The following is a 20,670-nucleotide window of genomic DNA, read 5'->3' as shown; positions in this document are numbered from 1 at the left end:
CCGCATCAACTACCACCACCGCCCCGAACTCCTCCGACACCCGCCGCACGACCGATCGCAATGGGCCGACCGGGCCGGACAACTCGACCGGCTACTGCACCCACCCGAGAACCCGCCGCGGGCCAAGGCATTCGACGAGACGCCACGGCCGGAAGACGAGGATCCCTGGCCGGGCCACGAGGTCAGCGTCGACCTGCCGGAGTACATGTTCGACGAGACCCGCTGGCCCGATGACGACATCACCGACGACGACATCACCGACGCCGCGCTGCTCGAACGATTCCGCCGACTCACTGCCGACATCGACTTCTGGGAGTGGGTCACCGGTGACCATCACCACGGCAGCATCGGTGTGCGCGGACCGTGACTCACGAGCCGCCGAGGTGGCCTCCGATGTCCAACCCGGAGGCCACCTCGACGAGCGCGGCCGCCACGATGGAGGCCGGCACCCGGTCCAGCACCACCAGACCGATCGCCGGCCGGGCGCCGTGCTGCACCATCGGCCGGGCGGAAAAGCCCTGCGGCAGACCGAGCGTCGGCAGCCATGCGGTCGACGCGATCGTCGCCCGTCCGGATCCGGCCAGATGCGCATAGAGCGCGTCGACGGAGTCCGCCTCCACGGCAGGGCGGTACTGCACGCCCTCGGCGGCCATGTTGGCATCCAGGATCCGGCGATTGCGCATCGTCGTGGTGAGCACGCACAGATCGAGCTTGGCGGCGTCCGACCACGCCACCTCCGCGGTCAGCAGCAGCGGGTGGTCCTGCGGAGCCAGCAGGACATACTGCTCCCGGTACAACTCGACCGACCGGGTTCCCGGAGGTGCCTCATCATCCAGGTACGTCAGGCCGGCGTCGATCTCGAAATCGGCCAGTCGCCGCGCGATCTCGCGTGACGACAGCGCCTCGATCCGCACCGAGGCCGCCGGATTACGCGCCAGGAATTCCGCGGAGATGAACGGGCTGACCGGGACCGCCGTAGGTATCGCGCCGATTCGCGCCGTGACGGTCAACCGCCCCCGCATCCGCTCGATATCGGTGAGCATGTCATCACGCTCGGCCACGATGCGCTGCGCCCAGGCGACCACCCGGCGGCCCTCCTCGGTGAACCCCTCGAAGCGATGTCCGCGCTGCACGATCACGATGCCGAGATCCTTCTCCAGCCGCCGGATCGCCACCGACAGCGTCGGCTGACTCACGTGACACCGTGCGGCGGCGCGGCCGAAGTGCCGCTCGGCCGCCAGCGCCAGCAGATAGTCCAGGTGCTGCAATTGGATGTCATTGGCCATCGATAGCAAGCGTCTATCACTGCATGTGAAATAGCAAATATGATCTGACCTGCGGCGGGCGCGGCCGGGTCTAGGTTGGAGTGATGACCGATATCGACGCGACGTATCACGAAGACGATCTCGTCGTCAGCGGCGCCAAGGACGAGGCTGCCGGGGTCAAGGCCGTCATGGTCAGCATGCAGCGCGCCCTCACGCAGATGGGTCCGGTGCGCACCGCGGCAGCCCTGGCCCGGCTCAACCAGCGGCATGGATTCGACTGCCCGGGGTGCGCCTGGCCCGAAGAGCACGGGGGCCGCAAGGTTGCCGAGTTCTGCGAGAACGGCGCCAAGGCCGTCGCCGAGGAGGCCACCAAGCGGACCGTCACCGCCGACTTCTTCGCCCGGCACTCGATCGCCGAGCTGTCCGACGAACCCGAGTACTGGTTGTCCCAGCAGGGTCGTCTGACCGAGCCGATGGTGCTGCACCCGGGTGACGATCACTATCGCCCGATCAGCTGGGACGACGCGTACCGGCTGATCGCCGGCGAGATGCAGGCCCTGTCCAGCCCGGACGAGGCCGTGTTCTACACCTCCGGGCGGACAAGCAACGAGGCCGCCTTCCTGTACCAGTTGCTGGTCCGCAGCTTCGGGACCAACAACCTGCCCGACTGTTCCAACATGTGCCACGAGTCGTCGGGCACCGCACTGGTCGACGCCATCGGCATCGGCAAGGGCTCCGTCACCGTCGAGGACCTCACCGTCTCGGACCTGATCGTCATCGCGGGGCAGAACCCGGGCACCAACCATCCGCGCATGCTGTCCATCCTGGAGAAGGCAAAGGCCAACGGCGCCAAGATCATCGCGATCAACCCGCTGCCCGAGGCCGGGTTGATCCGGTTCAAGGATCCGCAGAAGGTACACGGCGTGGTCGGCGACGGCGTGCCGATCGCCGACGAGTTCGTCCAGATCCGCATCGGCGGTGACATGGCCTTGTTCGCCGGGCTGGGGCGGCTGCTCTTCGAGGCCCAGGATGCGGCGGGCCAAGATGTCCAGATCATCGACCGGGACTTCATCGCCGAACACACCTCCGGGTTCGCCGATTATGAACGTCAGACACGCGAGGTCAACCTCGACACCGTGCTGGACGCCACGGGCATCGAGCGCGCACAGCTGGACAGGGTCGCGCACATGATGGCCTCCGCGCAGCGCATCATCGTCTGCTGGGCGATGGGCCTGACCCAGCACAAGCACGCGGTGCCCTCGATCGCCGAGATCTCGAATCTGTTGTTGCTGCGCGGGATGATCGGCAAGCCCGGCGCCGGTCTGTGCCCCGTCCGCGGCCATTCCAACGTGCAGGGAGACCGCACCATGGGCATCTGGGAGAAGATGCCCAATCCGTTCCTGGACGCGCTGGACGAGCACTTCGGCATCGTCAGCCCCCGCAAGCACGGTTACGACACCGTCGATGCGATCCGGGCAATGCGCGACGGCAAGGCGAAGGTGTTCATCGCGATGGGCGGCAATTTCGCCTCCGCAACCCCGGACACCGAGGTCACCGCGGCAGCGCTGCGCAATTGCACGCTGACCGTGCAGGTCTCGACGAAGCTCAACCGCAGCCACCTGGTGCACGGCCGGATGGCGCTGATCCTGCCCTCGCTGGGCCGCACCGACCGCGATATCCAGGCCGGCGGCAAACAGTTGGTGTCGGTGGAAGATTCGATGTCGATGGTGCACCTGTCCCGCGGCAGCCTGCACCCGCCGAGCGATCAGGTGCGCAGCGAGGTGGCGATCATCTGCCAGCTGGCGCACGCCCTGTTCGGTAGCGAGCATCCGGTGCCGTGGAGCACCTTTCATGCCGACTACGACACCATCCGCGATGCCATCGCCGCCGTCGTCCCGGGCTGTGCCGACTACAACCGCAAGGTGCGCGCCCCGGACGGCTTCCAGCTCCCCCACCCGCCGAGGGATTCGCGCGAATTCCCGACGATCACCGGCAAGGCCAACTTCGCCACCTATCCGCTGGAGTGGGTGCCGGTGCCGCCCGGCCGGCTCGTGCTGCAGAGCATGCGCAGCCACGACCAGTACAACACCACGATCTACGGTCTCGACGACCGCTACCGCGGGGTGAAGGGCGGTCGCCGGGTGGTGTTCGTCAACCCCGCCGACATCGCGGGATTCGGCCTCGCCGAGGGTGACATCGTCGACCTGGTGTCCGAATTCACCGATGCCGACGGACATCTCCAGGAGCGCCGCGCCGAGGCCTTCCGGGTCGTACCGTACTCGACACCGAAAGGCAATGCAGCGGCGTACTACCCGGAGACCAACCCGCTGGTGCCACTCGATCACGTTGCGGCGCGGTCGAATACGCCGGTTTCGAAGGCCATCGTGGTGCGCCTGGAGAAGGCCCGGCCGGCCGAGCGAAGCGACGGACAAGACCATGGGTAGGGTCACCACCCGGGTCCGGGTGCAGCACGTGACCGCCGATCAGGCGGTTGCCCGACCGGAGACACTGGCTGTCGAGGAGCCGCTGGAGATCCGGGTGAACGGCACGCCGTTGACCGTGACCATGCGCACCCCGGGTTCCGATGTCGAACTGGCGCAGGGCTTCCTACTCACCGAGGGGCTGATCGCCGGGCGGGCCGATATCGTCTGCGTTCAATACTGCAGCGGCGCGGGCCCGGACGGGCTCAACACGTACAACGTGCTCGACGTGACGTTGGCGGGCGATGTCCCGACGCCTGATGTTGATGTCACCAGGAACTTCTACACGACATCATCGTGTGGCGTATGCGGCAAGGCCTCACTGGATGCCGTCCGGTTGAGCAGTAAGCACGGGCCCGGTGACGATCCGGCCACCGTCGCCGCGGAGACCATCGCCGCACTGCCCGACAAGCTACGCCGACGGCAGAAGGTGTTCGCCGCCACCGGCGGCCTGCACGGGGCGGCCCTGTTCGACACCGATGGCGAACCGCTGGTGGTGCGGGAGGATATCGGCCGGCACAACGCGGTGGACAAGGTGATCGGGTGGGCACTCGAATCCGACCGGATCCCGCTGGCGGGCACCGTCCTGCTGGTCAGCGGGCGCGCCTCGTTCGAACTCACCCAGAAGGCGGTGATGGCCGGCATCCCGGTGCTGGCCGCGGTCTCGGCGCCCTCCTCGCTGGCCGTCGACCTGGCCAGCCAGTCCGGTCTGACGCTGGTGGCGTTCCTGCGCGGTGAGTCGATGAACGTCTACTCCCGGCCGGACCGGATCGTCTGACCTCGCCGACCCGTCCGCGCAGACCGAGAAACACGAAAGCCCCCGCCGTCGGCGGGGGCTTTCGCTGTGAGCGGGACGCCTAGGCGCTCTTGTCGCGACGCTCGCTGCGGGCCGGCTTACGCGGCACGATGGTCGGCAGCACATTGTCGAGCACGGTCTCCTTGGTGACGACCACCTTGGCGACGTCGTCGCGGCTGGGGATGTCGTACATCGCCGGCTGCAGGACCTCTTCCATGATGGCTCGCAGGCCACGGGCGCCGGTGCCGCGATGGATGGCCTGGTCGGCGATCGCATCGAGCGCCTCGGGCGTCATCTCCAGTTCGACACCGTCCATCTCGAACAGCCGGGTGTACTGCTTCACCAGGGCGTTCTTCGGGGTGGACAGGATCTGAACCAGCGACTCCTTGTCCAGGTTGGTCACCGAGGCGACGACCGGCAGGCGGCCGATGAACTCGGGGATCAGACCGAACTTGATCAGGTCCTCGGGCATGACCTCCGCAAAGTGGTCCTGGGTGTCGATCTCTGCCTTGGAGTGCACCTCGGCGCCGAACCCCAACCCGCGCTTGCCGACCCGGTCCGAGACGATCTTCTCCAGGCCCGCGAACGCACCGGCCACGATGAAGAGCACGTTGGTGGTGTCGATCTGGATGAACTCCTGGTGCGGATGCTTGCGGCCGCCCTGCGGAGGCACCGAGGCCTGGGTGCCTTCCAGGATCTTCAGCAGCGCCTGCTGCACACCCTCACCGGACACATCGCGGGTGATCGACGGGTTCTCGCTCTTGCGGGCGATCTTGTCGACCTCGTCGATGTAGATGATGCCGGTCTCGGCGCGCTTGACGTCGTAGTCGGCGGCCTGGATCAGCTTGAGCAGGATGTTCTCGACATCCTCACCGACATAGCCGGCCTCGGTCAGCGCGGTCGCATCGGCGATGGCGAACGGGACGTTGAGCATCTTGGCCAGCGTCTGGGCCAGGTAGGTCTTGCCGCAGCCGGTGGGCCCGAGCATCAGGATGTTGGACTTGGCCAACTCCACCGGCTCGGCCCGCGAGTCGCGGCTCTTCTCCTGCGCCTGGATGCGCTTGTAGTGGTTGTAGACCGCAACCGCCAGGGTCTTCTTGGCGGTGTCCTGCCCGATGACGTAGCCCTCAAGGAACTCGCGGATCTCGGCAGGCTTGGGCAACTCATCGAGCTTGACGTCGTCGGCGTCCGCCAACTCCTCTTCGATGATCTCGTTGCAGAGGTCGATGCACTCGTCGCAGATGTACACACCAGGCCCTGCGATGAGCTTCTTGACCTGCTTTTGGCTCTTTCCACAGAACGAGCACTTCAGCAGGTCTCCGCCATCTCCAATGCGCGCCATGTGGGAGGGTCCTACTTCCTGTTTGCAGTCAGTCAGATGTGGGTTGCCCCGGGGGTTAACCCGACGCTACCCGTTCGTTCCGTCACGGTGCGACCGAAGGGCCGAATCGCGTCGGTGGTATTCGTTCGCGTGCAGGAGAACATATCTCTCCCGGTGGCTTGCCACCCGGCGGCACGCGGACCGTATCCCTGGCGTGTCGCCGCCGTGACGGGATTGCCGTGTAAACAACCAGGTCGCGCCGCGCAGTTCGCCGCTGTCCACGATACCGTCCGCGGCCGACGGCAAACATCGGGATATTTGTTCACCGCGGTCCGAGACCACCGGGACCCACCGGTCCCGGACCGACCGGGCCCGGCCCCACCGGTCCCGGACCGACCGGGCCGACGCCCACCGGACCGACGACCCCGCCCACGCCCACCGGACCGGCCGGCCCCACCACGGGGTTGACGCCGTAGGGCAGGCACTGAACCACCGCCGGGTTCCAGTAGGTACCGGGCGGGCACGCCGGCTCCTCGGCATGGCCGAGCGGCGGCAGCAACATCTGTGCGGCCAGCAGTCCGCTCCCGATCGTCAACCCCGCCGTGAACAGCGTCATCCGATGCGTCATCACAACATCTCCCCTCTGCCCCGCCCGACCCGGCATCAGCGTTGCACTCGGCAACTCGCGGCGAGGGCATTTTGACGCAAACGTCAACAATCGGTGCACGGCCGCATCGGGGAAGTGGGGCAAATGCCCCATATACGCCGACCCGATCCGGCGTGAGGATCTAGGTATGACCAATTCCACGAACAAGGCAGCGATCAGTCTCACCACGGGACTGGAGGATGCCGAGAAGGTGACGGTGGCCTTCCTGGTCGCCGTCGGGGCGGCCGAATCCGGCAGACCCACCATGATGTTCCTGACCAAGGAAGCCGTGCGCCTGGTGGTGCCCGGGGTCGCCGTCGCCACCGCCTGCGAGGGGTGCCCGCCGCTGGCGAGCCTGATCGAGCGCTACCGGAAGGCCGACGGACGCTTCCTCGTCTGTCCGATCTGCATCGAATCCAAGAAGCTCGACGCCGACGGCTTCATCGACGGCGCCGAGCCCGGCGGCACGGTGCAACTGTGGGAGTGGATCGGCGACGGGGCCACCACGTTCAGTTACTGAACGCACACGACCCCGGCTCGCCGAGGCGAACCGGGGTCGTGAACGGTCTGCGGAACTAGGCGGTCTGCGCCGACAGCTTCCGGTACTCCAGCACCGTGTCGATGATGCCGTACTCCTTGGCCTCTGCGGCGGTGAGGATCTTGTCGCGGTCGGTGTCCTTGCGGATGACGGCCGGATCCTTGCCGGTGTGCCGGGCCAGGGTGGTGTCCATCAGGCTGCGCATGCGCTCGATCTCGGCGGCCTGGATCTCCAGATCCGACACCTGCCCCTGGATCGCCCCACCGACGGCGGGCTGGTGGATCAGCACGCGGGCATTCGGCAGCGCCAGCCGCTTACCGGGGGTACCGGCGGCAAGCAGCACCGCGGCGGCCGAGGCCGCCTGACCGAGGCAGACCGTCTGGATGTCGGCACGGACGTACTGCATGGTGTCGTAGATGGCCATCAGGCTGGTGAAAGAGCCACCGGGCGAGTTGATGTACATCGTGATGTCGCGGTCGGGATCGAGCGACTCGAGCACCAGCAGCTGGGCCATGATGTCGTTGGCCGACGCGTCATCCACCTGCACGCCGAGGAAGATGATGCGCTCCTCGAACAGCTTGTTGTACGGGTTGGATTCCTTGACGCCGAAGCTGGAGTGCTCGATGAACGACGGCAGGATGTAGCGCGATTGCATCGGGTTCATTTGATACCTGCTCCTGGTCCCTCGCCGTTGACGCTGACACTGGTGATGATGTGGTCGACGAAGCCGTACTCCAAGGCCTCCGAGGAGGTGAACCAGCGGTCACGGTCCGCGTCGGCTTCCACCCGCTCCAGGGACTGACCGGTGAACTGGGCGTTCAGCCGGTTCATCTCCTTCTTGGTCAGAGCGAACTGCTCGGCCTGGATGGCGATGTCGGCGGCGCTACCACCGATGCCTGCCGAGGGCTGATGCATCATGATCCGGGCGTGCGGCAGGGCGTAGCGCTTGCCCTTGGTGCCGGCGGCCAGCAGGAACTGACCCATCGACGCGGCCAGGCCCATCGCGTAGGTCGCCACGTCACACGGCGCCAACACCATCGTGTCGTAGATGGCCATGCCCGCGGTGACAGAGCCACCGGGCGAGTTGATGTAGAGGTGGATGTCCTTGGTGGGGTCCTCCGCGGCCAGCAGCAGAATCTGCGCGCACAACCGGTTGGCGATGTCGTCATCGACCTGGGTGCCCAGGAAGATGATGCGCTCGGCGAGCAGTCGCTCATATACCGAATCGATGAGGTTGAGCCCCGACGTGCCACCACGCATGTCAGTCACGGCTGGATACCTGCTTTCTTCGAGTTGTCGTACTCGTTCACCGACATTAACGAACGCGCAGCGAAGAGCACGCCCCAACAGGCGCGCTTTCGCTCACAGCGTCACTCGTCGGCGTCGTCCTCGTCCTTGGCGGACTTCTTCTTCGCGGACTTCTTGTCCTTCTTGGCCTTCTTCTCGGCCTTCTCCGCCTTCTCGTCGGCGTCGTCCGCGGACTCGGTGTCGACATCGTCGGCGGCGGGGTCCTCGACGGCCAGCTCCTCGGCGGCCTCGGCGTCGGCGGCCTCTTCACCACCGGCCGGGCCGAAGAACTCGGCGGTGTCGACCACGTTGCCCTCGGTGTCGGTGACGGTGGCACCGGAGACGACGGCGGCGATGGTCAACCCGCGACGCACATCGGCGAACATGGCCGGCAGCTGGTTGTTCTGCTGCAGCACCTGCAGCAGCTGCTGCGGTTCGATGCCGTACTGCCGCGACATCAGCACCAGGCGCTCGGTCAGGTCGGCCTGGCCGACCTGGATGTCGAGCTTGTCGGCGACGGCGTCCATCAGCAGCTGGGTCTTGACGGCCTTCTCGGCCTCGGTGCGGGTGTTCGTGTCGAACTCCTCGCGGCTGCTGCCCTGCTCGGTGAGGCTCTCGTTGAACTTGTCCTCGTCGTGGTCCAGCCCGTGGATGGCGTTGTGCAGGGTGTCGTCGACCTGCGCCTGCACGATCGCCTCGGGCAGCGGCACCTCGACATCGTCGAGCAGCGCCTCGAGCGCCTTGTCGCGGATCTGCTCGGCCTGCTGGATGCGCTTGACGCGCTTCACCTGCTCGACGAGGCTCTCCTTGAGCTCCTCGATGGTGTCGAATTCGCTTGCCAGCTGGGCGAATTCGTCGTCCGCCTCGGGCAGCTCGCGCTCCTTGACCGACTTGACGGTCACGGTGACCTCGGCCTCCTGGCCGGCGTGCGGGCCGGCGGCCAGGGTGGTCGTGAAGACCTTGGACTCGTCGACCTTGAGGCCGATGATCGCCTCGTCGAGGCCCTCGATGAGCTGGCCGGAGCCGATCTCGTGGGACAGGCCCTCGGTGGCGGCCTCGGGGACGTCATTGCCGTCGACGGTGGCCGACAGGTCGATGGAGACGAAGTCACCCTCGGCGGCGGGGCGCTCGACACCGGTGAGGGTGCCGAAGCGGGCGCGCAGGTTCTGCAGCTCGGTGTCGACCTCGTCGTCGGCGATCTCGATCGGGTCGACGGTGATCTTCAGCGCGGACAGGTCCGGCAGCTCGATCTCGGGGCGGATGTCGACCTCGGCGGTGAACACCAGCTCCTCGTTGTCCTCGAGCTTGGTGACCTCGATGTCGGGCTGGCCGAGCGGCTGGATCTCCGCGGAGGTGACGGCCTCGCTGTAGCGGCTGGGCAGCGCGTCGTTGACGACCTGCTCCAGGACGGCGCCGCGGCCGATGCGGGCTTCGAGCAGCTTGCGGGGGGCCTTGCCGGGACGGAAGCCGGGCAGGCGGACCTGGCCGGCCAGCTGCTTGAACGCGCGGTCGAAGTCGGGCTCCAGCTCGGTGAAGGGCACCTCCACGTTGATCCGAACCCGGGTCGGGCTCAACTTCTCGACGGTGCTCTTCACTGCGTTACTCCTTGTATGTGTGTTCCGTGTTGCTCGTGCGGTCGGGGTGACAGGATTTGAACCTGCGGCCTTCCGCTCCCAAAGCGGATGCGCTACCAAGCTGCGCTACACCCCGTGCCTGTTCGTGCCCTGCCTCGGTCGGCACGCACGCACGCCGACCACGCGAGATACTACGGGCACGTGTCGCGGCGCCATCAATTGGATTTGATCGCGCCTTCGCCGGTACAGTCTGCGATGCACCGCACGCGGGCGTAGCTCAATGGTAGAGCCCTAGTCTTCCAAACTAGCTACGCGGGTTCGATTCCCGTCGCCCGCTCTCGAGAGAAACGGCCCTACCGGCGGAAACGCTGGTAGGGCCGTTTTTCGTACTCAGATCCCGGTGCACAACGACACGAAGGGGATCGGCGCACACACTCCGATCGAGAAGCCGGGCGTCGGGTCACCGTTCCACGGCGGCGGGGGTGGGGGCGGCAACGGCGCGGCCAGGCAGGTGTTGGTCGGCGCGTCATAGAACGTCCCCGGCCCGCACTCGGCCGCCCGGGCATCGCCCATCGACACGAATGTCGCGTACGCCAACGGCAGTAGCGCCCCCGCGCCGGCTATCGCGATGCTTCGCACAGTGATCACCATGTGCAGGCCCCCTCGTGAAAGGTCCCCGACCCGCGTGTTCGGAGTCGCTTCGCCTCCGAGTACTGCAATCCCGAATTTACGCCGCGCGGTAAACGCTGTCACCGGTCAACGGAGCTTGTCCGCGAGCTCCGGGCACTCGTACTCGATCGCCACGTCCACGATCGTGCGCAGCGCGTCGGGCGGCAGTTCGCTCCCCATCTGCACGAGCACGTCGACCACGTCCTGCCGGGTGTCGTTGAAGCTGCCGTCGCCCATGATGCAGGCCAATGACAGCTGATCGGCGATCGCACTGTCAGAGCCGGCGATTCCCGCGGAGCGCACCGCGGCCACCGCCTCAGCGGATACGCCCGCCGGCGCGTCGGTGGTCGGGGCCGTCGTCACGGAGGTTCTCTCCGGCCCCTTCGACGTCGAGGTGGTCGAGGTGTACGGCGTGACGTCATCGGGAGCGGTGGCCATCCCGGATGTGCTGCCACCACAGGCGGCCGCCATTGCCACCGCGACGGCGCCGAACGCGGCCGCCACACATCTGCCGATCATCAGATCCCCCTTGCCCCAAGACAACCGTATCGCCGTCGACGCCGGGTGATTTCCACTTTCTGGCGCGCTTCGTCACCCAACCGCGATCGCGGCGTAACCCGGCCCGGCGCCACACGCCGTACCGTGGCGGGCAGGTATCCGCGGCGACTGGAGGTGCGGCCTTGGCTGTTGCCGTCGCCGGTGTCTGCGTTCCCGATTTCGACAGGGTGCGCGACGCATTCGAACAGAACTTCTCCCTCCGTGGAGACGTCGGCGCGGCCGTCGCCGTCTGGGTCGACGGCGATCTGGTGGTCAATCTGTGGGGCGGCACCGCCGATGCGGCCGGCCTACGCCCCTGGCAGGCGGACACGCTGGCGAGCATCTACTCCGGATCCAAGGGCCTGACGAGCACCTGCATCCATCTGCTCGCCGACCGCGGCGAGATCGACCTGGACTCCCCCGTCGCCCGCTACTGGCCGGAGTTCGCGCAGGCCGGCAAGCAGGACATCACCGTCGCGATGGTGTTGTCGCACCGGTCGGGCGTGATCGGGCCGCGTCGCCGGATGTTGCCCGAGGAGACCCTCGACTGGGACTCGGTCTGCGGCCAGATCGCGGCCTCGGCGCCGTGGTGGGAACCGGGGACGGCGCAGGGCTATCACATGGTGACGTTCGGGTTCATCCTCGGCGAACTGGTCCGCCGGGTCACCGGTCGCACGCTCGGCCACTACCTGCGCACCGAGATCGCCGAACCGCTGGGCATCGACGTCCATGTCGGCCTGCCCGCGGCCGAGCACCATCGCTGCGCAGAGATGATCAACAAGCCGCACATCCGCGATGTGCTCGCCGGCGGCGGCGCGCCCGGGCGCCCGCTGCGCCTCGACGAGCATCCGATGGCCGGGCTGTCGGTGGCGATGGGATTCGTGCCCGACGACGAACTCGGCTCGGCCGACATCGACCGCTGGCGCACTGCTGAATTTCCCGGTACCAACAGTCATTGTCAGTGCCCACGGGCTCGCGACGTTCTACAACGCGCTGGCCCAGGAGAAGCTGCTGAGCCGCGACGTGATGCAGCGAGTTCGGGTGTCCCAGGGCGGATTCGACACCGACGTCGTACTGGGCCCGCGTGTTGCCGACCACGGCTGGGGTCTGGGCTACATGCTCAACCAGCGCGGGACGGCTGGACCGAACACCGCCATCTTCGGCCACGGCGGTTCCGGTGGATCGTTCGCATTCGTGGATCTGGAACACCGGATCGGCTACTCGTACGTGATGAACTATTTCGATGCGACCAAGTGCAATGCCGATCCGCGCACGCTGGCGCTGTCGAATGAGGTGTATTCCGCGCTCGGTGTGAAAGTCGGCTGATCGCGCGGCTGTTCGCTGTGATCGAACACAGGAAGCCACTGTTTCCTGTCGGTACGCTGGACGTCATGAACGGCGTTCTCGTCATCCTCATCATCCTGGTCATCGCGGCGATCGCCTTTGTCGTCTACAACTCCTCACAGGCCAACGGCCGCAAGGCCGCCGACGCGCTCGCCGATGCGAAGGCCGATGCCCGCCGGGTGATCGAGCGACTGGGCGGTCAGGTGCTCAACATCACCGGCAACGACGACGCCTCCAAGCAGGCGATGGCGGACGCCTCCGAGCGCTACACCGCGGCGTCCTCGCAGATCGAGCAGGCCACCACCGCCAAGCAGGCCGAGCTGGCCAAGGAGAGCGCCATCGAGGGTCTCTACTACGTCCGCGCGGCGCGCACCGCGATGGGCATGGATCCCGGACCGGAGCTGGAATCCCTTGCCGGACAACGCTCTGCGGGTGTCGTGACCGAGGATCGGCGCGTCGACTTCGAGGGCCGTCAGATCGAGGCGTCCCCCTCGCCGTCGGAGCGCACACCCAACTACTACCCGGGCGGCCGGGTCGCCGGACGACCGGTCCCGGCCGGCTGGTACTCCGAGCCGTGGTGGAAGCCGGCGCTGGTCGCCGGTGCCTGGGGCCTGGGCTCGGCCATGTTGTTCAGCGCGATGTTCAGCGGAATGTCCGGTGTCGGCTATGACGCGCAGGCCTTCGAGAACGGCTATGGCGACGGATTCCAGGACGGGCTCGACCAGGGTCAGCTCGACGGTGGCGGCGACGCCCCCGGCGGGGGCGGCGGCGACCAGGGCGGCTGGGATTCCGGCGGCTGGGATGGCGGCGGCGACTTCGGTGGTGGCGACTTCGGTGGCGGCGACTTCGGCGGTTTCGACTTCTAGTTCACGAGTGCGACGTTTCTGCGCTCCCGAGGCCCGGATGACCGCAGAAACGTCGCATTCGCGGCAGCCGAATCAGAGCCGGCTCTCCAGTCGGGCCGTGACACTGGCCTCCTGCAGATCCAGCCGCTCCAGCATCGCTCGCACTGCCTCGTCCTCGATGCGGCCCTCGTCGCGTTCGGTGATCAGCGCCGCGCGCTGGGCGCCCAGCACCGAGAGGTACATGCTCGAGAACACCTCGGCCCGTTTGGTCTGCGCACCCGGATCGGGCATCTCGTCGGCATCCTGCGCGTGCCGCGCGATCACGGCCCGGATCTCGGTCACCAGGTCCTGGTCGATCCCCGCCGGCGGGTTGGCCCGGAACTCGGCGAGCACACCCTCGGCCGCCTGCTGCACGACCTGCTCGGCCTTGACCTCCTCGGCCCGGTCGGCCGCGTGGTCATCGTTGAAACGCGACAACTGCAAGCGCCGGATCAGCCAGGGCAGGGTGGATCCCTGGATGAGTAGGGTGCCGACGCTGACCACGAACGCGATCGCCTGGATCGTGGCCCGTTCCGGGAACGGTTCCCCGTCCACCGTGGTCGCCGGGATCGCGGCCGCGGCGGCCAGCGTGACCACCCCGCGCATCCCCGTCCACGAGACCACCACATTCTCCTGCCAGCTCAGTGAGCGACGGTCTATCCGGGACCGCCATCTGCCGAGCGGCCGGCGTGCAGCACCGCGACCGTTCTCTGGGGCCGGCACACTCCACTTGGCCTCGACATGGCGGGCCAGCTTGCTGCGACCGAACATCAGGAACACCGACAGCGGGCGGATCACCAGGACGATCAGCAGCACGATCGCCGACGCGATCGCGACCTGTCGCAACGATTCGTGTGCCTGCTGCAGGTCCTCGAGCACGAAGCGCAGGTGCAGGCCGATATAGGCGAAGACGAAGGCCTCCAGCAGCACGTCGACCGAATTCCACACGTAGCGCTCCTGCAGCCGGGTCTGATAGCCCGCGGAGAGTGTCCCGTTGCCCACCACGAACCCGGCGACCACGACGGCCAGCACGCCGGAGGCATGCATCTCCTCGGCCACGATGAACGCGGCGAACGGCACCACCAGGCCCTGCACGGTCTCCAGTCCCGGATTGGCCAGCCGACGCCGGATCCACAGCGTGATGTAGCCGAGCACGGCGCCGACCACGGGCCCCAGCACCGCGCTGTAGGTGAACAGCAGCACCGGGTTCGCGATGAAGGTGTGGGTGCCGGCCACCTGCGCCACCGCAATGCTGAACAGCGTCAGCGCGGCGGCGTCGTTGATCAGGCTCTCCCCGGTCAGGATGGCCATCACCTTCCTGGGCAACCCCAGCTTGCGGCCGACCGCGACGGCGGTCACCGCGTCCGGCGGGGCCACGATGGCCCCGAGCACCAGCGCCGTCGCGAACGTCAGGGGCACCACCACCAGCCACGCCGACACCGCCGCGACGGTGAACGCGCTGACCACCACCAGCCCGACGCCCAGGCCGAGGATGGGGCGGATGTTGCGCAGGAACGTCGGGAAGGAGAAGTTCAGCGCCGCCGAGTAGAGCAGCGGCGGCAGCACCACCGTGAGCAGGATGTGCGAGTCCAGTTCCGGCGGTTCGAAATCCGGCGCGAACGACACCACGATGCCGACGACGACGATGATCAACGCCGGTTCCAGGCCGCGCCGGTGCGCGATGGCCGTCACGACGATGGCCCCGACGACCACGAGAATCAGTTCCACGGCTGCGATTCTCCCTGCCGGCCCTGGGACCCGCCGACCGCGCAGGTCAGCTCTGGCAGGTGGGACACCAGAACACGTTGCGGGCCTCCAGTTCCGCGGTGCGCACCGGAGTACCGCACACCCGGCACGGCTCACCGGTGCGGCGGTAGACATAGGTGCGCGGCCGGCCTTCGCGGTAGGACGGCGCACCGCGGTCGTCTTCGGGCCGTACGACGATGATCTTGCCGCGCCGCACCCCGACCTTCATCAACGCGACGAGGTCGGTCCACATGTCACCGAATTCGTCACCGTCGATGTGCGTGCCGGGCCGGTAGGGATCGATCCGGTGGCGGAACAACAGCTCGCTGCGGTAGACGTTGCCGACGCCGGCCAACACCGCCTGATCCATCAGGAGTCCACCGATGGTGCGGCGGGACTTGGAGATTCGTTTCCACGCCAGCTCCGGGTCGGCGTCGGGGCGCAACGGGTCCGGACCGAGCCGCGCGATCACATCGTCGACTCCCCCGTCATCGATGACCTCGCACGCCGTCGGTCCCCGTAGGTCGGTGTAGTAGTCGGCGCCGATCATCCGCATCCGGACCGCGCCGACCGGCGCGGGCGGTGCGCCGTCCTCGCCGAGCGGTGCCTCGCGGAAACTGCCGTACAGGCCGAGGTGAACGTGCACCACCGCGCCACCGTCGTAGTGGTGGAACAGGTGTTTGCCCCAGGCATCGGAGCGGCGCAGCACCCGACCGGACACCGCGGCCGCGCCATCGCTGAACCGGCCCTGCGGACTGGACACCGTGACCGGCGCCTTCCCGAACCGCTTCTGGTGCAGCCGGGCGAGCCGGTGCAGCGTGTGCCCCTCAGGCATGTGTCAGGCCACGGTCACGCCGGGGCGCCGGGCACCGGCGGCGCGACGTGGTCGACCTCATAGGCGGCCAGGATGTCGATGCGACGCTGGTGGCGTTCGGCTTCCGACCACGGCGTCGCCAGGAAGGCGTCGACGATGGCCAGCGCCTCCTCCTCACTGTGCATGCGGCCGCCGAGCCCGATGAGCTGGGCGTTGTTGTGCTCGCGGGCCAACTTCGCGGTTTCGACACTCCAGGCCAGCGCGCAGCGGGCGCCAGGCACCTTGTTCGCGGCGATCTGCTCGCCGTTGCCCGATCCGCCGAGCACGATACCCAGGCTGTCGGGGTCGGCGACGGTCTTGACCGCGGCGTCGATGCAGAACGCCGGGTAGTCGTCGTCGGCGTCGTAGCTGTAGGCGCCGCAGTCGATCGGCTCGTGGCCGCTCTTGGTGAGGTGCTCGATGATGGTCTTCTTGAACTCGAAACCGGCATGGTCGGCACCGATGTACACGCGCATGGCGGTAACCCTACTAATCCCGCCCGTCGGCACATCGCGCACCTAGCGAGCCGACAACCCGTCGAGCAGGACGCCGAGCAGGCGCGGTGTGCGCTCGTCCCATTCGTCCTCCTCGACGTGGGCCAGGAACCAGGACAGCAGGATGACGTCGCGCGGATCGACGTCGCCGCGCAGCACCCCGGCGTCTCGGCCGGCGGCGAGCAGGGCGCCGAGGGCGTCACCGAGCTTGCCCGGTGTCTGCGCGGCGATGTCCCGCCAGACGGACGCCTCGACTGCGGCCATCACCCCGAACTTCACCCGGGCGTACGCAGCGAGGTGGGTGAACCACCGCCGCAGCGCCTCGACGGGTGGCTGTTGATCCAGCAACGCGTATGCCGCGGAGACCAATTCGTCGATCTCGTCGTCGTAGAGCGCGCGCATCAGATCATCCCGGGTGCCGAAATGGCGATACAGCGTGGCCTGGCCGACACCGGCCGCCCGTGCCACCGCGCTGAGCTTGAGTTCGCCCGGTTCGGTGACGAGCCGGCGCGCGGCCTCGATGATGACCGCCCGGTTGCGCGCCGCATCGGTGCGCTCGGACACATTCGCCCCCCCGTCTTGAAAACGGACACTTTGTCCGCTTATATGGAAACGGACAACTTGTCCGTATCTCTGGAAAGGCTAGATCATGGACTCACTCGCCGACAAGGTCGTGGCCATCACCGGCGCCAGCAGCGGTATCGGCGCGGCGACCGCCCGCAGGCTGGCCTCGCGCGGGTGCGCCGTCGTGCTGGGCGCGCGTCGCACCGACCGGCTCGACGACCTGGCCGCCGAGCTGCGAGCCGCGGGAGGCAGGGCCGGCACCGTCGCGGTCGATGTCACCAGGGCCAAGGACCTGCAACGACTGGTCGAGTCGGCGGTGGCGCGGTTCGGCCGTCTCGACGTGCTGGTCAGCAGCGCCGGGATCGGTCCGATATCACCGGTGGCTGCACGACGCCGCGGCGATTGGGACGCCATGATCGACGTCAACCTGCGCGGGGTGCTCCACGGGATCGACGCCGCGCTACCCGTTTTCGAGCGGCAGGGCCGCGGGCACCTCGTCACCATCGTCTCGACGGCCGGCCTGCAGATCGCCCCGACGATGGCGGTCTACGCGGCCACCAAGAACGCCGTGCGCACCCTGCTGGAGGGACTGCGCCGGGAGTCCACCGACGGGACGCTCAAGACGACCGCGATCTCGCCGGGGTATGTACGCACCGAGTTCAGCGACTCGATCACCGACCCGGCCATCCGCGCCGAGATCGAAAACGGGATGCAGACGTTCGCGCTCGATCCGGACGCGATCGCCAGAACGGTCGAGTTCGCGATCGATCAGCCCTGGGAGGTCGAGATCGGCGAGCTGGTGATCCGCCCGACCGTGCAGGGTTAGCCGACCGTGATCGCGTCGAGCCGCTCCTTGATGAAATCGGCCGAGGTCACGGGGTCGAGGCCGCCGACGCGGCCGACCGGCGGTTCCAGCGGGGTGACCAGCGCATCGTGGTTGGCCTCGTAGAAGTAGATCAGCGAGACCAGATCCTCCTCGGGTGCGTGCGGCTGCGGCGGCAACACCCGGTGCCGGCCCGACGGCCAGCGCCGTCCACTCCAGTACTCCAGCAGATCGCCGATGTTGACCGTCAGCGCGCCCGGCTCCCACGGGGCGTCCTCCCACCCGGCTTCCTCCGAATACACCTGCAGCCCACCGGCACCCGGTTCGCGGTCGAGGACCGTGACGGTGCCGAAGTCGGTGTGCGGACCGATGCGGAACTGACCGGGCTCGGGCTCCCCGACGACACTGACCGGCGGATAGTGGTTGATGTTCATCGTCCAGGTCGGCCGGCTCGCCAAGGCGGCGAACGGGTTGTCGGACAGGCCGAGTGCCGCAGCGAACAACGCCAAGAGGTCATCGGACAGCGTGCGCATGGCGGTGGTGTACTCGTCGACCAGGCCCTGCAGGTGTGCCACCTCGGCCGGCCAGACGTTGGGGGCGAACCAGATCCGATCCACCTCGGGATCCCCGGTGGCGGTCTCCGCACCGAGGCTGAAGCTCTCCTTGAGATCCGGCGGCGTCTCGGTGCCCTCGGCGTAGGCGTTGGCCTCCGCGCCGGGACCGATCCAACCGTGCCCGCCGACCGGCACCGAATACCGTTGCTTCACCTCGGTGGGCAGGGCGAAGAACTCGCGGCTCGCCGCGCGCACCCGGGCCGCCAGACCGGCGTCGACACCGTGTCCGGTGACCACGATGAAACCCGCCCGCTGCAGCCCCTCGTCGACCTCGACCGCCAACTCCTCGGCAGCCGTGCCGCCGGCGTACCAGCGTGAGAGGTCTACCGTTGCAATGGCACTCATTCAGCCACTCCGATGTCCTCGTTCCACAGATCGGGCCGGTCGGCGATGAACTCCGTCATCATCGACACGCACCGCTCGTCCTCCAGAAGGGTGACCTGCACACCGTTCTCGGCCAGCCAGTCGTGCCCGCCGGAGAACGTCTTGGCCTCCCCGATCACCACGGCGCCGATGTTGAACTGGCGCACCAGGCCACTGCAGTACCAGCACGGTGACAGCGTCGTCACCATCACCGTGGACCGGTAATCACGCTGACGGCCGGCGTTGCGGAAGGCGTCGGTCTCACCGTGCACCGACGGGTCGTCGTTCTGTACGCGCCGGTTGTGCCCGCTGCCCAGCAGCACACCATCGGTGGTGAACAGCGCGGCACCGATCGGAATGCCGCCCTCGGCCAGACCTTTTCGTGCCTCGTCGACGGCGACGTCGAGCATCTGCTCCGGGGTCATACGGTCACCTTCGCTGCGTCGATCTTGGATCGGCAGAGCACCAGGTAACTGCCCGCAGCCAGCAGGAACCCGACGAAGAATCCGATGTCACCGAGTTCGGGCACCGCCCGCACCACATATCCCACGAACAGCTCCTGATTGCAGAACAGCAGGAATGACACCACCAGACCGATCAGGAACGACAGTAGTCCCGGCCAGTTCGAGTAATTGCGGTCATAGAGGAATCCGTCCACCCGGTGGCCGCGGCGCAGGAACTGATCGGCGAACACCACACCCAGCCACGGGCCGACCCAGTAGGCGATGAGGAACAGGAAGCTCTTGTAGCTGGTCGCGGCGTCGGCCAGCGCCCACCAGGCAACCAGGAATCCGGCCAACCCGAAGAAGGCCGTGGCCAACGCCCGGGCGATATGGGCGGGCAACCGGACACCGGTGGTGACGAACGCCATGCCTGCCGAATAGACGTTGATGGCGTTGGCCGCGACCGCTCCGATCGCGATGGCCAGCAGGGTGGCGGCGGCCAACCAACCGGGCAGCGAACTGGTGAAGGCATCGGTCGGGTTGTCGCTTGCGCTCGCCGTCACGATGGTGACCGAGGCGGCGCCGACGATGGCCAGGATGGTGCAGGCGCCGAACAACCCGGCCGCGGCGAAAAGACCCGTGCGCAGCGGCGAGACGCTGGTGGGCAGGTAGCGGCTGAAGTCCGCGGCATAGGGTGCCCAGCCCGCGACGTAGCCGAACGTGGTGCCCACCGTCAGCAGGAATCCACCGAGTCCCCCGACGCCACCGTCGAGGGCGGGTGCACCGAGATCGGCCTTGGTCATGATCAGCACCGAGGTGATCGCGAAGATGACCGCCAGCACCGGGAACGCCCACCGCTCGAAGGCCTGCACCAGGTTGTGCCCGAAGAAGGCCAGCGCGGTCTGCACGACGACGACCAGCACCAGCGCGAGCAGCGGACCGATGCCGAACAGGGTGGACAGCGCGAAGGCGGCGCTGATGCTGTTGGTGGCGAACCAGCCGACGCCGGCGGTCACCGCCATCAGCGTCGAGGGCACCGCATTGCCCTTGTAGCCGAAGGCAAGTCGTCCGCTCACCATCTGCGGCACCCCGAGTTGCGGGCCGCGGGCGGACAGGAAGAAGTGCGCCACCGCCCCGAGCCCGGCGCCGACGATGATGCCCGCGGCGGCCTGCCAGAAGTTCATCCCGAAATACGAGACCGCCAGCACACCGAGGAAGATGGTCGCGAACTCCAGGTTGGGCGACGCCCAGGTCCACAGCAGCTGACTGGGCCTGCCGTGCCGGTCGGCCTCGGCGATGAACTCGTTGCCGCCGGGTTCGACGGCGACGATCCGGTCCCGGTAGGTGCCGTCGGTGGTGGGTTCAGCCGCTGTCATTCTGAGCACTTTGACGCGCCCGGCACATGCTTGCAACCGGAACGACGGAATCT

General features: G+C 67.6%; 20 protein-coding genes, 2 tRNA genes and 2 pseudogenes. 8 read left to right on the top strand and 16 right to left on the bottom strand.

Translation table 11 applies throughout. The features are described from left to right. Positions 1-367, top strand: a pseudogene (locus tag BST17_RS29280) (hypothetical protein); the annotation flags it as partial. Between the two features lies 1 nt (position 368). Here the strand turns inward: BST17_RS29280 and BST17_RS11335 are convergent. After that, positions 369-1,286: a LysR family transcriptional regulator gene (locus tag BST17_RS11335; RefSeq protein ID WP_083057924.1), complete on the bottom strand. Its 918-nt coding sequence runs from the start codon at positions 1,284-1,286 to the stop codon at positions 369-371. Positions 1,287-1,369: 83 nt separating this feature from the next. On the opposite strand from BST17_RS11335, the gene BST17_RS11330 reads away from it, so the two are divergent. Continuing rightward, positions 1,370-3,709: an FdhF/YdeP family oxidoreductase gene (locus tag BST17_RS11330; RefSeq protein ID WP_083057923.1), complete on the top strand. Its 2,340-nt coding sequence runs from the start codon at positions 1,370-1,372 to the stop codon at positions 3,707-3,709. Continuing rightward, positions 3,702-4,523: a formate dehydrogenase accessory sulfurtransferase FdhD gene (fdhD, locus tag BST17_RS11325; RefSeq protein ID WP_083057921.1), complete on the top strand. Its 822-nt coding sequence runs from the start codon at positions 3,702-3,704 to the stop codon at positions 4,521-4,523. The genes BST17_RS11330 and fdhD overlap by 8 nt, the downstream gene beginning before the upstream one ends. Positions 4,524-4,602: 79 nt before the next feature. On the opposite strand, the gene clpX is transcribed toward fdhD, so the two are convergent. Both clpX and BST17_RS11315 read right to left on the bottom strand, forming a co-directional pair. Then, positions 4,603-5,883, bottom strand: a complete 1,281-nt coding sequence (gene clpX, locus BST17_RS11320; protein ID WP_083057920.1) for an ATP-dependent Clp protease ATP-binding subunit ClpX — start codon at positions 5,881-5,883, stop codon at positions 4,603-4,605. Positions 5,884-6,184: 301 nt separating this feature from the next. Then, positions 6,185-6,490 (bottom strand): hypothetical protein, encoded by a 306-nt coding sequence (locus BST17_RS11315; protein WP_109750091.1) that lies wholly within the window; start codon positions 6,488-6,490, stop codon positions 6,185-6,187. 166 nt (positions 6,491-6,656) lie between these two features. Between BST17_RS11315 and BST17_RS11310 the strand changes: the two genes are divergently transcribed. After that, the gene (locus tag BST17_RS11310) at positions 6,657-7,028 is read left to right on the top strand and encodes a DsrE family protein (protein WP_083057918.1); all 372 of its coding nucleotides are present in this window, start codon (positions 6,657-6,659) and stop codon (positions 7,026-7,028) included. A gap of 55 nt (positions 7,029-7,083) precedes the next feature. Here BST17_RS11310 and BST17_RS11305 read toward each other — a convergent pair whose 3' ends face one another. The 4 genes from BST17_RS11305 to BST17_RS11290 form a co-directional block, all read right to left on the bottom strand. After that, entirely contained in the window at positions 7,084-7,710 is a 627-nt protein-coding gene (locus tag BST17_RS11305; RefSeq protein WP_083057916.1) for an ATP-dependent Clp protease proteolytic subunit, read from the bottom strand. Next, positions 7,707-8,306: an ATP-dependent Clp protease proteolytic subunit gene (locus BST17_RS11300; protein WP_030133729.1), complete on the bottom strand. Its 600-nt coding sequence runs from the start codon at positions 8,304-8,306 to the stop codon at positions 7,707-7,709. Before BST17_RS11300 ends, BST17_RS11305 begins: the two co-directional genes overlap by 4 nt. 110 nt (positions 8,307-8,416) lie before the next feature. Beyond that, complete coding sequence (gene tig, locus BST17_RS11295; RefSeq protein WP_083057915.1) at positions 8,417-9,928, bottom strand: trigger factor; 1,512 nt, start codon at positions 9,926-9,928, stop codon at positions 8,417-8,419. Positions 9,929-9,969: 41 nt separating this feature from the next. Further along, a tRNA-Pro gene (locus tag BST17_RS11290) sits at positions 9,970-10,043 on the bottom strand. Positions 10,044-10,173: 130 nt separating this feature from the next. On the opposite strand from BST17_RS11290, the gene BST17_RS11285 reads away from it, so the two are divergent. Beyond that, a tRNA-Gly gene (locus BST17_RS11285) sits at positions 10,174-10,244 on the top strand. A gap of 53 nt (positions 10,245-10,297) precedes the next feature. On the opposite strand, the gene BST17_RS11280 is transcribed toward BST17_RS11285, so the two are convergent. Then, positions 10,298-10,546: a hypothetical protein gene (locus BST17_RS11280; RefSeq protein WP_234807629.1), complete on the bottom strand. Its 249-nt coding sequence runs from the start codon at positions 10,544-10,546 to the stop codon at positions 10,298-10,300. Between the two features lie 117 nt (positions 10,547-10,663). Further along, positions 10,664-11,095 carry a hypothetical protein gene (locus tag BST17_RS11275; protein ID WP_083057912.1) on the bottom strand — a complete coding sequence of 144 codons (432 nt, stop codon included), beginning with the start codon at positions 11,093-11,095 and terminating at the stop codon, positions 10,664-10,666. Between the two features lie 161 nt (positions 11,096-11,256). Here BST17_RS11275 and BST17_RS11270 point away from each other — a divergent pair. Next, a pseudogene (locus tag BST17_RS11270) lies at positions 11,257-12,439 on the top strand (serine hydrolase domain-containing protein). Positions 12,440-12,504: 65 nt separating this feature from the next. Next, positions 12,505-13,323 carry a hypothetical protein gene (locus tag BST17_RS11265; protein WP_083057910.1) on the top strand — a complete coding sequence of 273 codons (819 nt, stop codon included), beginning with the start codon at positions 12,505-12,507 and terminating at the stop codon, positions 13,321-13,323. A gap of 72 nt (positions 13,324-13,395) precedes the next feature. Here BST17_RS11265 and BST17_RS11260 read toward each other — a convergent pair whose 3' ends face one another. Genes BST17_RS11260 through BST17_RS11245 form a run of 4 tightly spaced genes read right to left on the bottom strand, consistent with a single transcriptional unit; the run spans position 13,396 to position 16,998 of the window. Continuing rightward, complete coding sequence (locus BST17_RS11260; RefSeq protein ID WP_083057909.1) at positions 13,396-15,069, bottom strand: cation:proton antiporter; 1,674 nt, start codon at positions 15,067-15,069, stop codon at positions 13,396-13,398. Between the two features lie 46 nt (positions 15,070-15,115). Beyond that, positions 15,116-15,922 carry an Fpg/Nei family DNA glycosylase gene (locus BST17_RS11255; RefSeq protein WP_083057907.1) on the bottom strand — a complete coding sequence of 269 codons (807 nt, stop codon included), beginning with the start codon at positions 15,920-15,922 and terminating at the stop codon, positions 15,116-15,118. Positions 15,923-15,936: 14 nt separating this feature from the next. Next, the gene (locus BST17_RS11250) at positions 15,937-16,416 is read right to left on the bottom strand and encodes a ribose-5-phosphate isomerase (RefSeq protein ID WP_083057905.1); all 480 of its coding nucleotides are present in this window, start codon (positions 16,414-16,416) and stop codon (positions 15,937-15,939) included. A 42-nt stretch (positions 16,417-16,458) separates the two neighbouring features. Next, complete coding sequence (locus tag BST17_RS11245; RefSeq protein ID WP_083057903.1) at positions 16,459-16,998, bottom strand: TetR/AcrR family transcriptional regulator; 540 nt, start codon at positions 16,996-16,998, stop codon at positions 16,459-16,461. Between the two features lie 85 nt (positions 16,999-17,083). Here BST17_RS11245 and BST17_RS11240 point away from each other — a divergent pair, with 85 nt between their 5' ends. Continuing rightward, a complete protein-coding gene (locus tag BST17_RS11240) occupies positions 17,084-17,824 on the top strand; it encodes an SDR family oxidoreductase (protein ID WP_083057902.1) in 741 nt (246 codons plus the stop codon). On the opposite strand, the gene BST17_RS11235 is transcribed toward BST17_RS11240, so the two are convergent. The 3 genes from BST17_RS11235 to BST17_RS11225 are packed head-to-tail and all read right to left on the bottom strand — an operon-like array spanning position 17,821 to position 20,617. After that, the gene (locus tag BST17_RS11235) at positions 17,821-18,780 is read right to left on the bottom strand and encodes an isopenicillin N synthase family dioxygenase (protein WP_083057901.1); all 960 of its coding nucleotides are present in this window, start codon (positions 18,778-18,780) and stop codon (positions 17,821-17,823) included. The two genes, BST17_RS11240 and BST17_RS11235, sit on opposite strands and share 4 nt — an antisense overlap. Next, the gene (locus BST17_RS11230) at positions 18,777-19,223 is read right to left on the bottom strand and encodes a nucleoside deaminase (RefSeq protein WP_083057900.1); all 447 of its coding nucleotides are present in this window, start codon (positions 19,221-19,223) and stop codon (positions 18,777-18,779) included. Before BST17_RS11230 ends, BST17_RS11235 begins: the two co-directional genes overlap by 4 nt. Beyond that, a complete protein-coding gene (locus BST17_RS11225) occupies positions 19,220-20,617 on the bottom strand; it encodes a purine-cytosine permease family protein (protein WP_083057899.1) in 1,398 nt (465 codons plus the stop codon). Before BST17_RS11225 ends, BST17_RS11230 begins: the two co-directional genes overlap by 4 nt. Between the last annotated feature and the right edge of the window lie 53 nt (positions 20,618-20,670).

This window comes from Mycolicibacterium bacteremicum, assembly GCF_002086115.1.
Taxonomy (GTDB): Bacteria; Actinomycetota; Actinomycetes; order Mycobacteriales; family Mycobacteriaceae; genus Mycobacterium; species Mycobacterium bacteremicum.
Note: the sequence above shows the minus strand (reverse complement) of the source record. Positions and strands in the feature narration are given on the sequence as shown.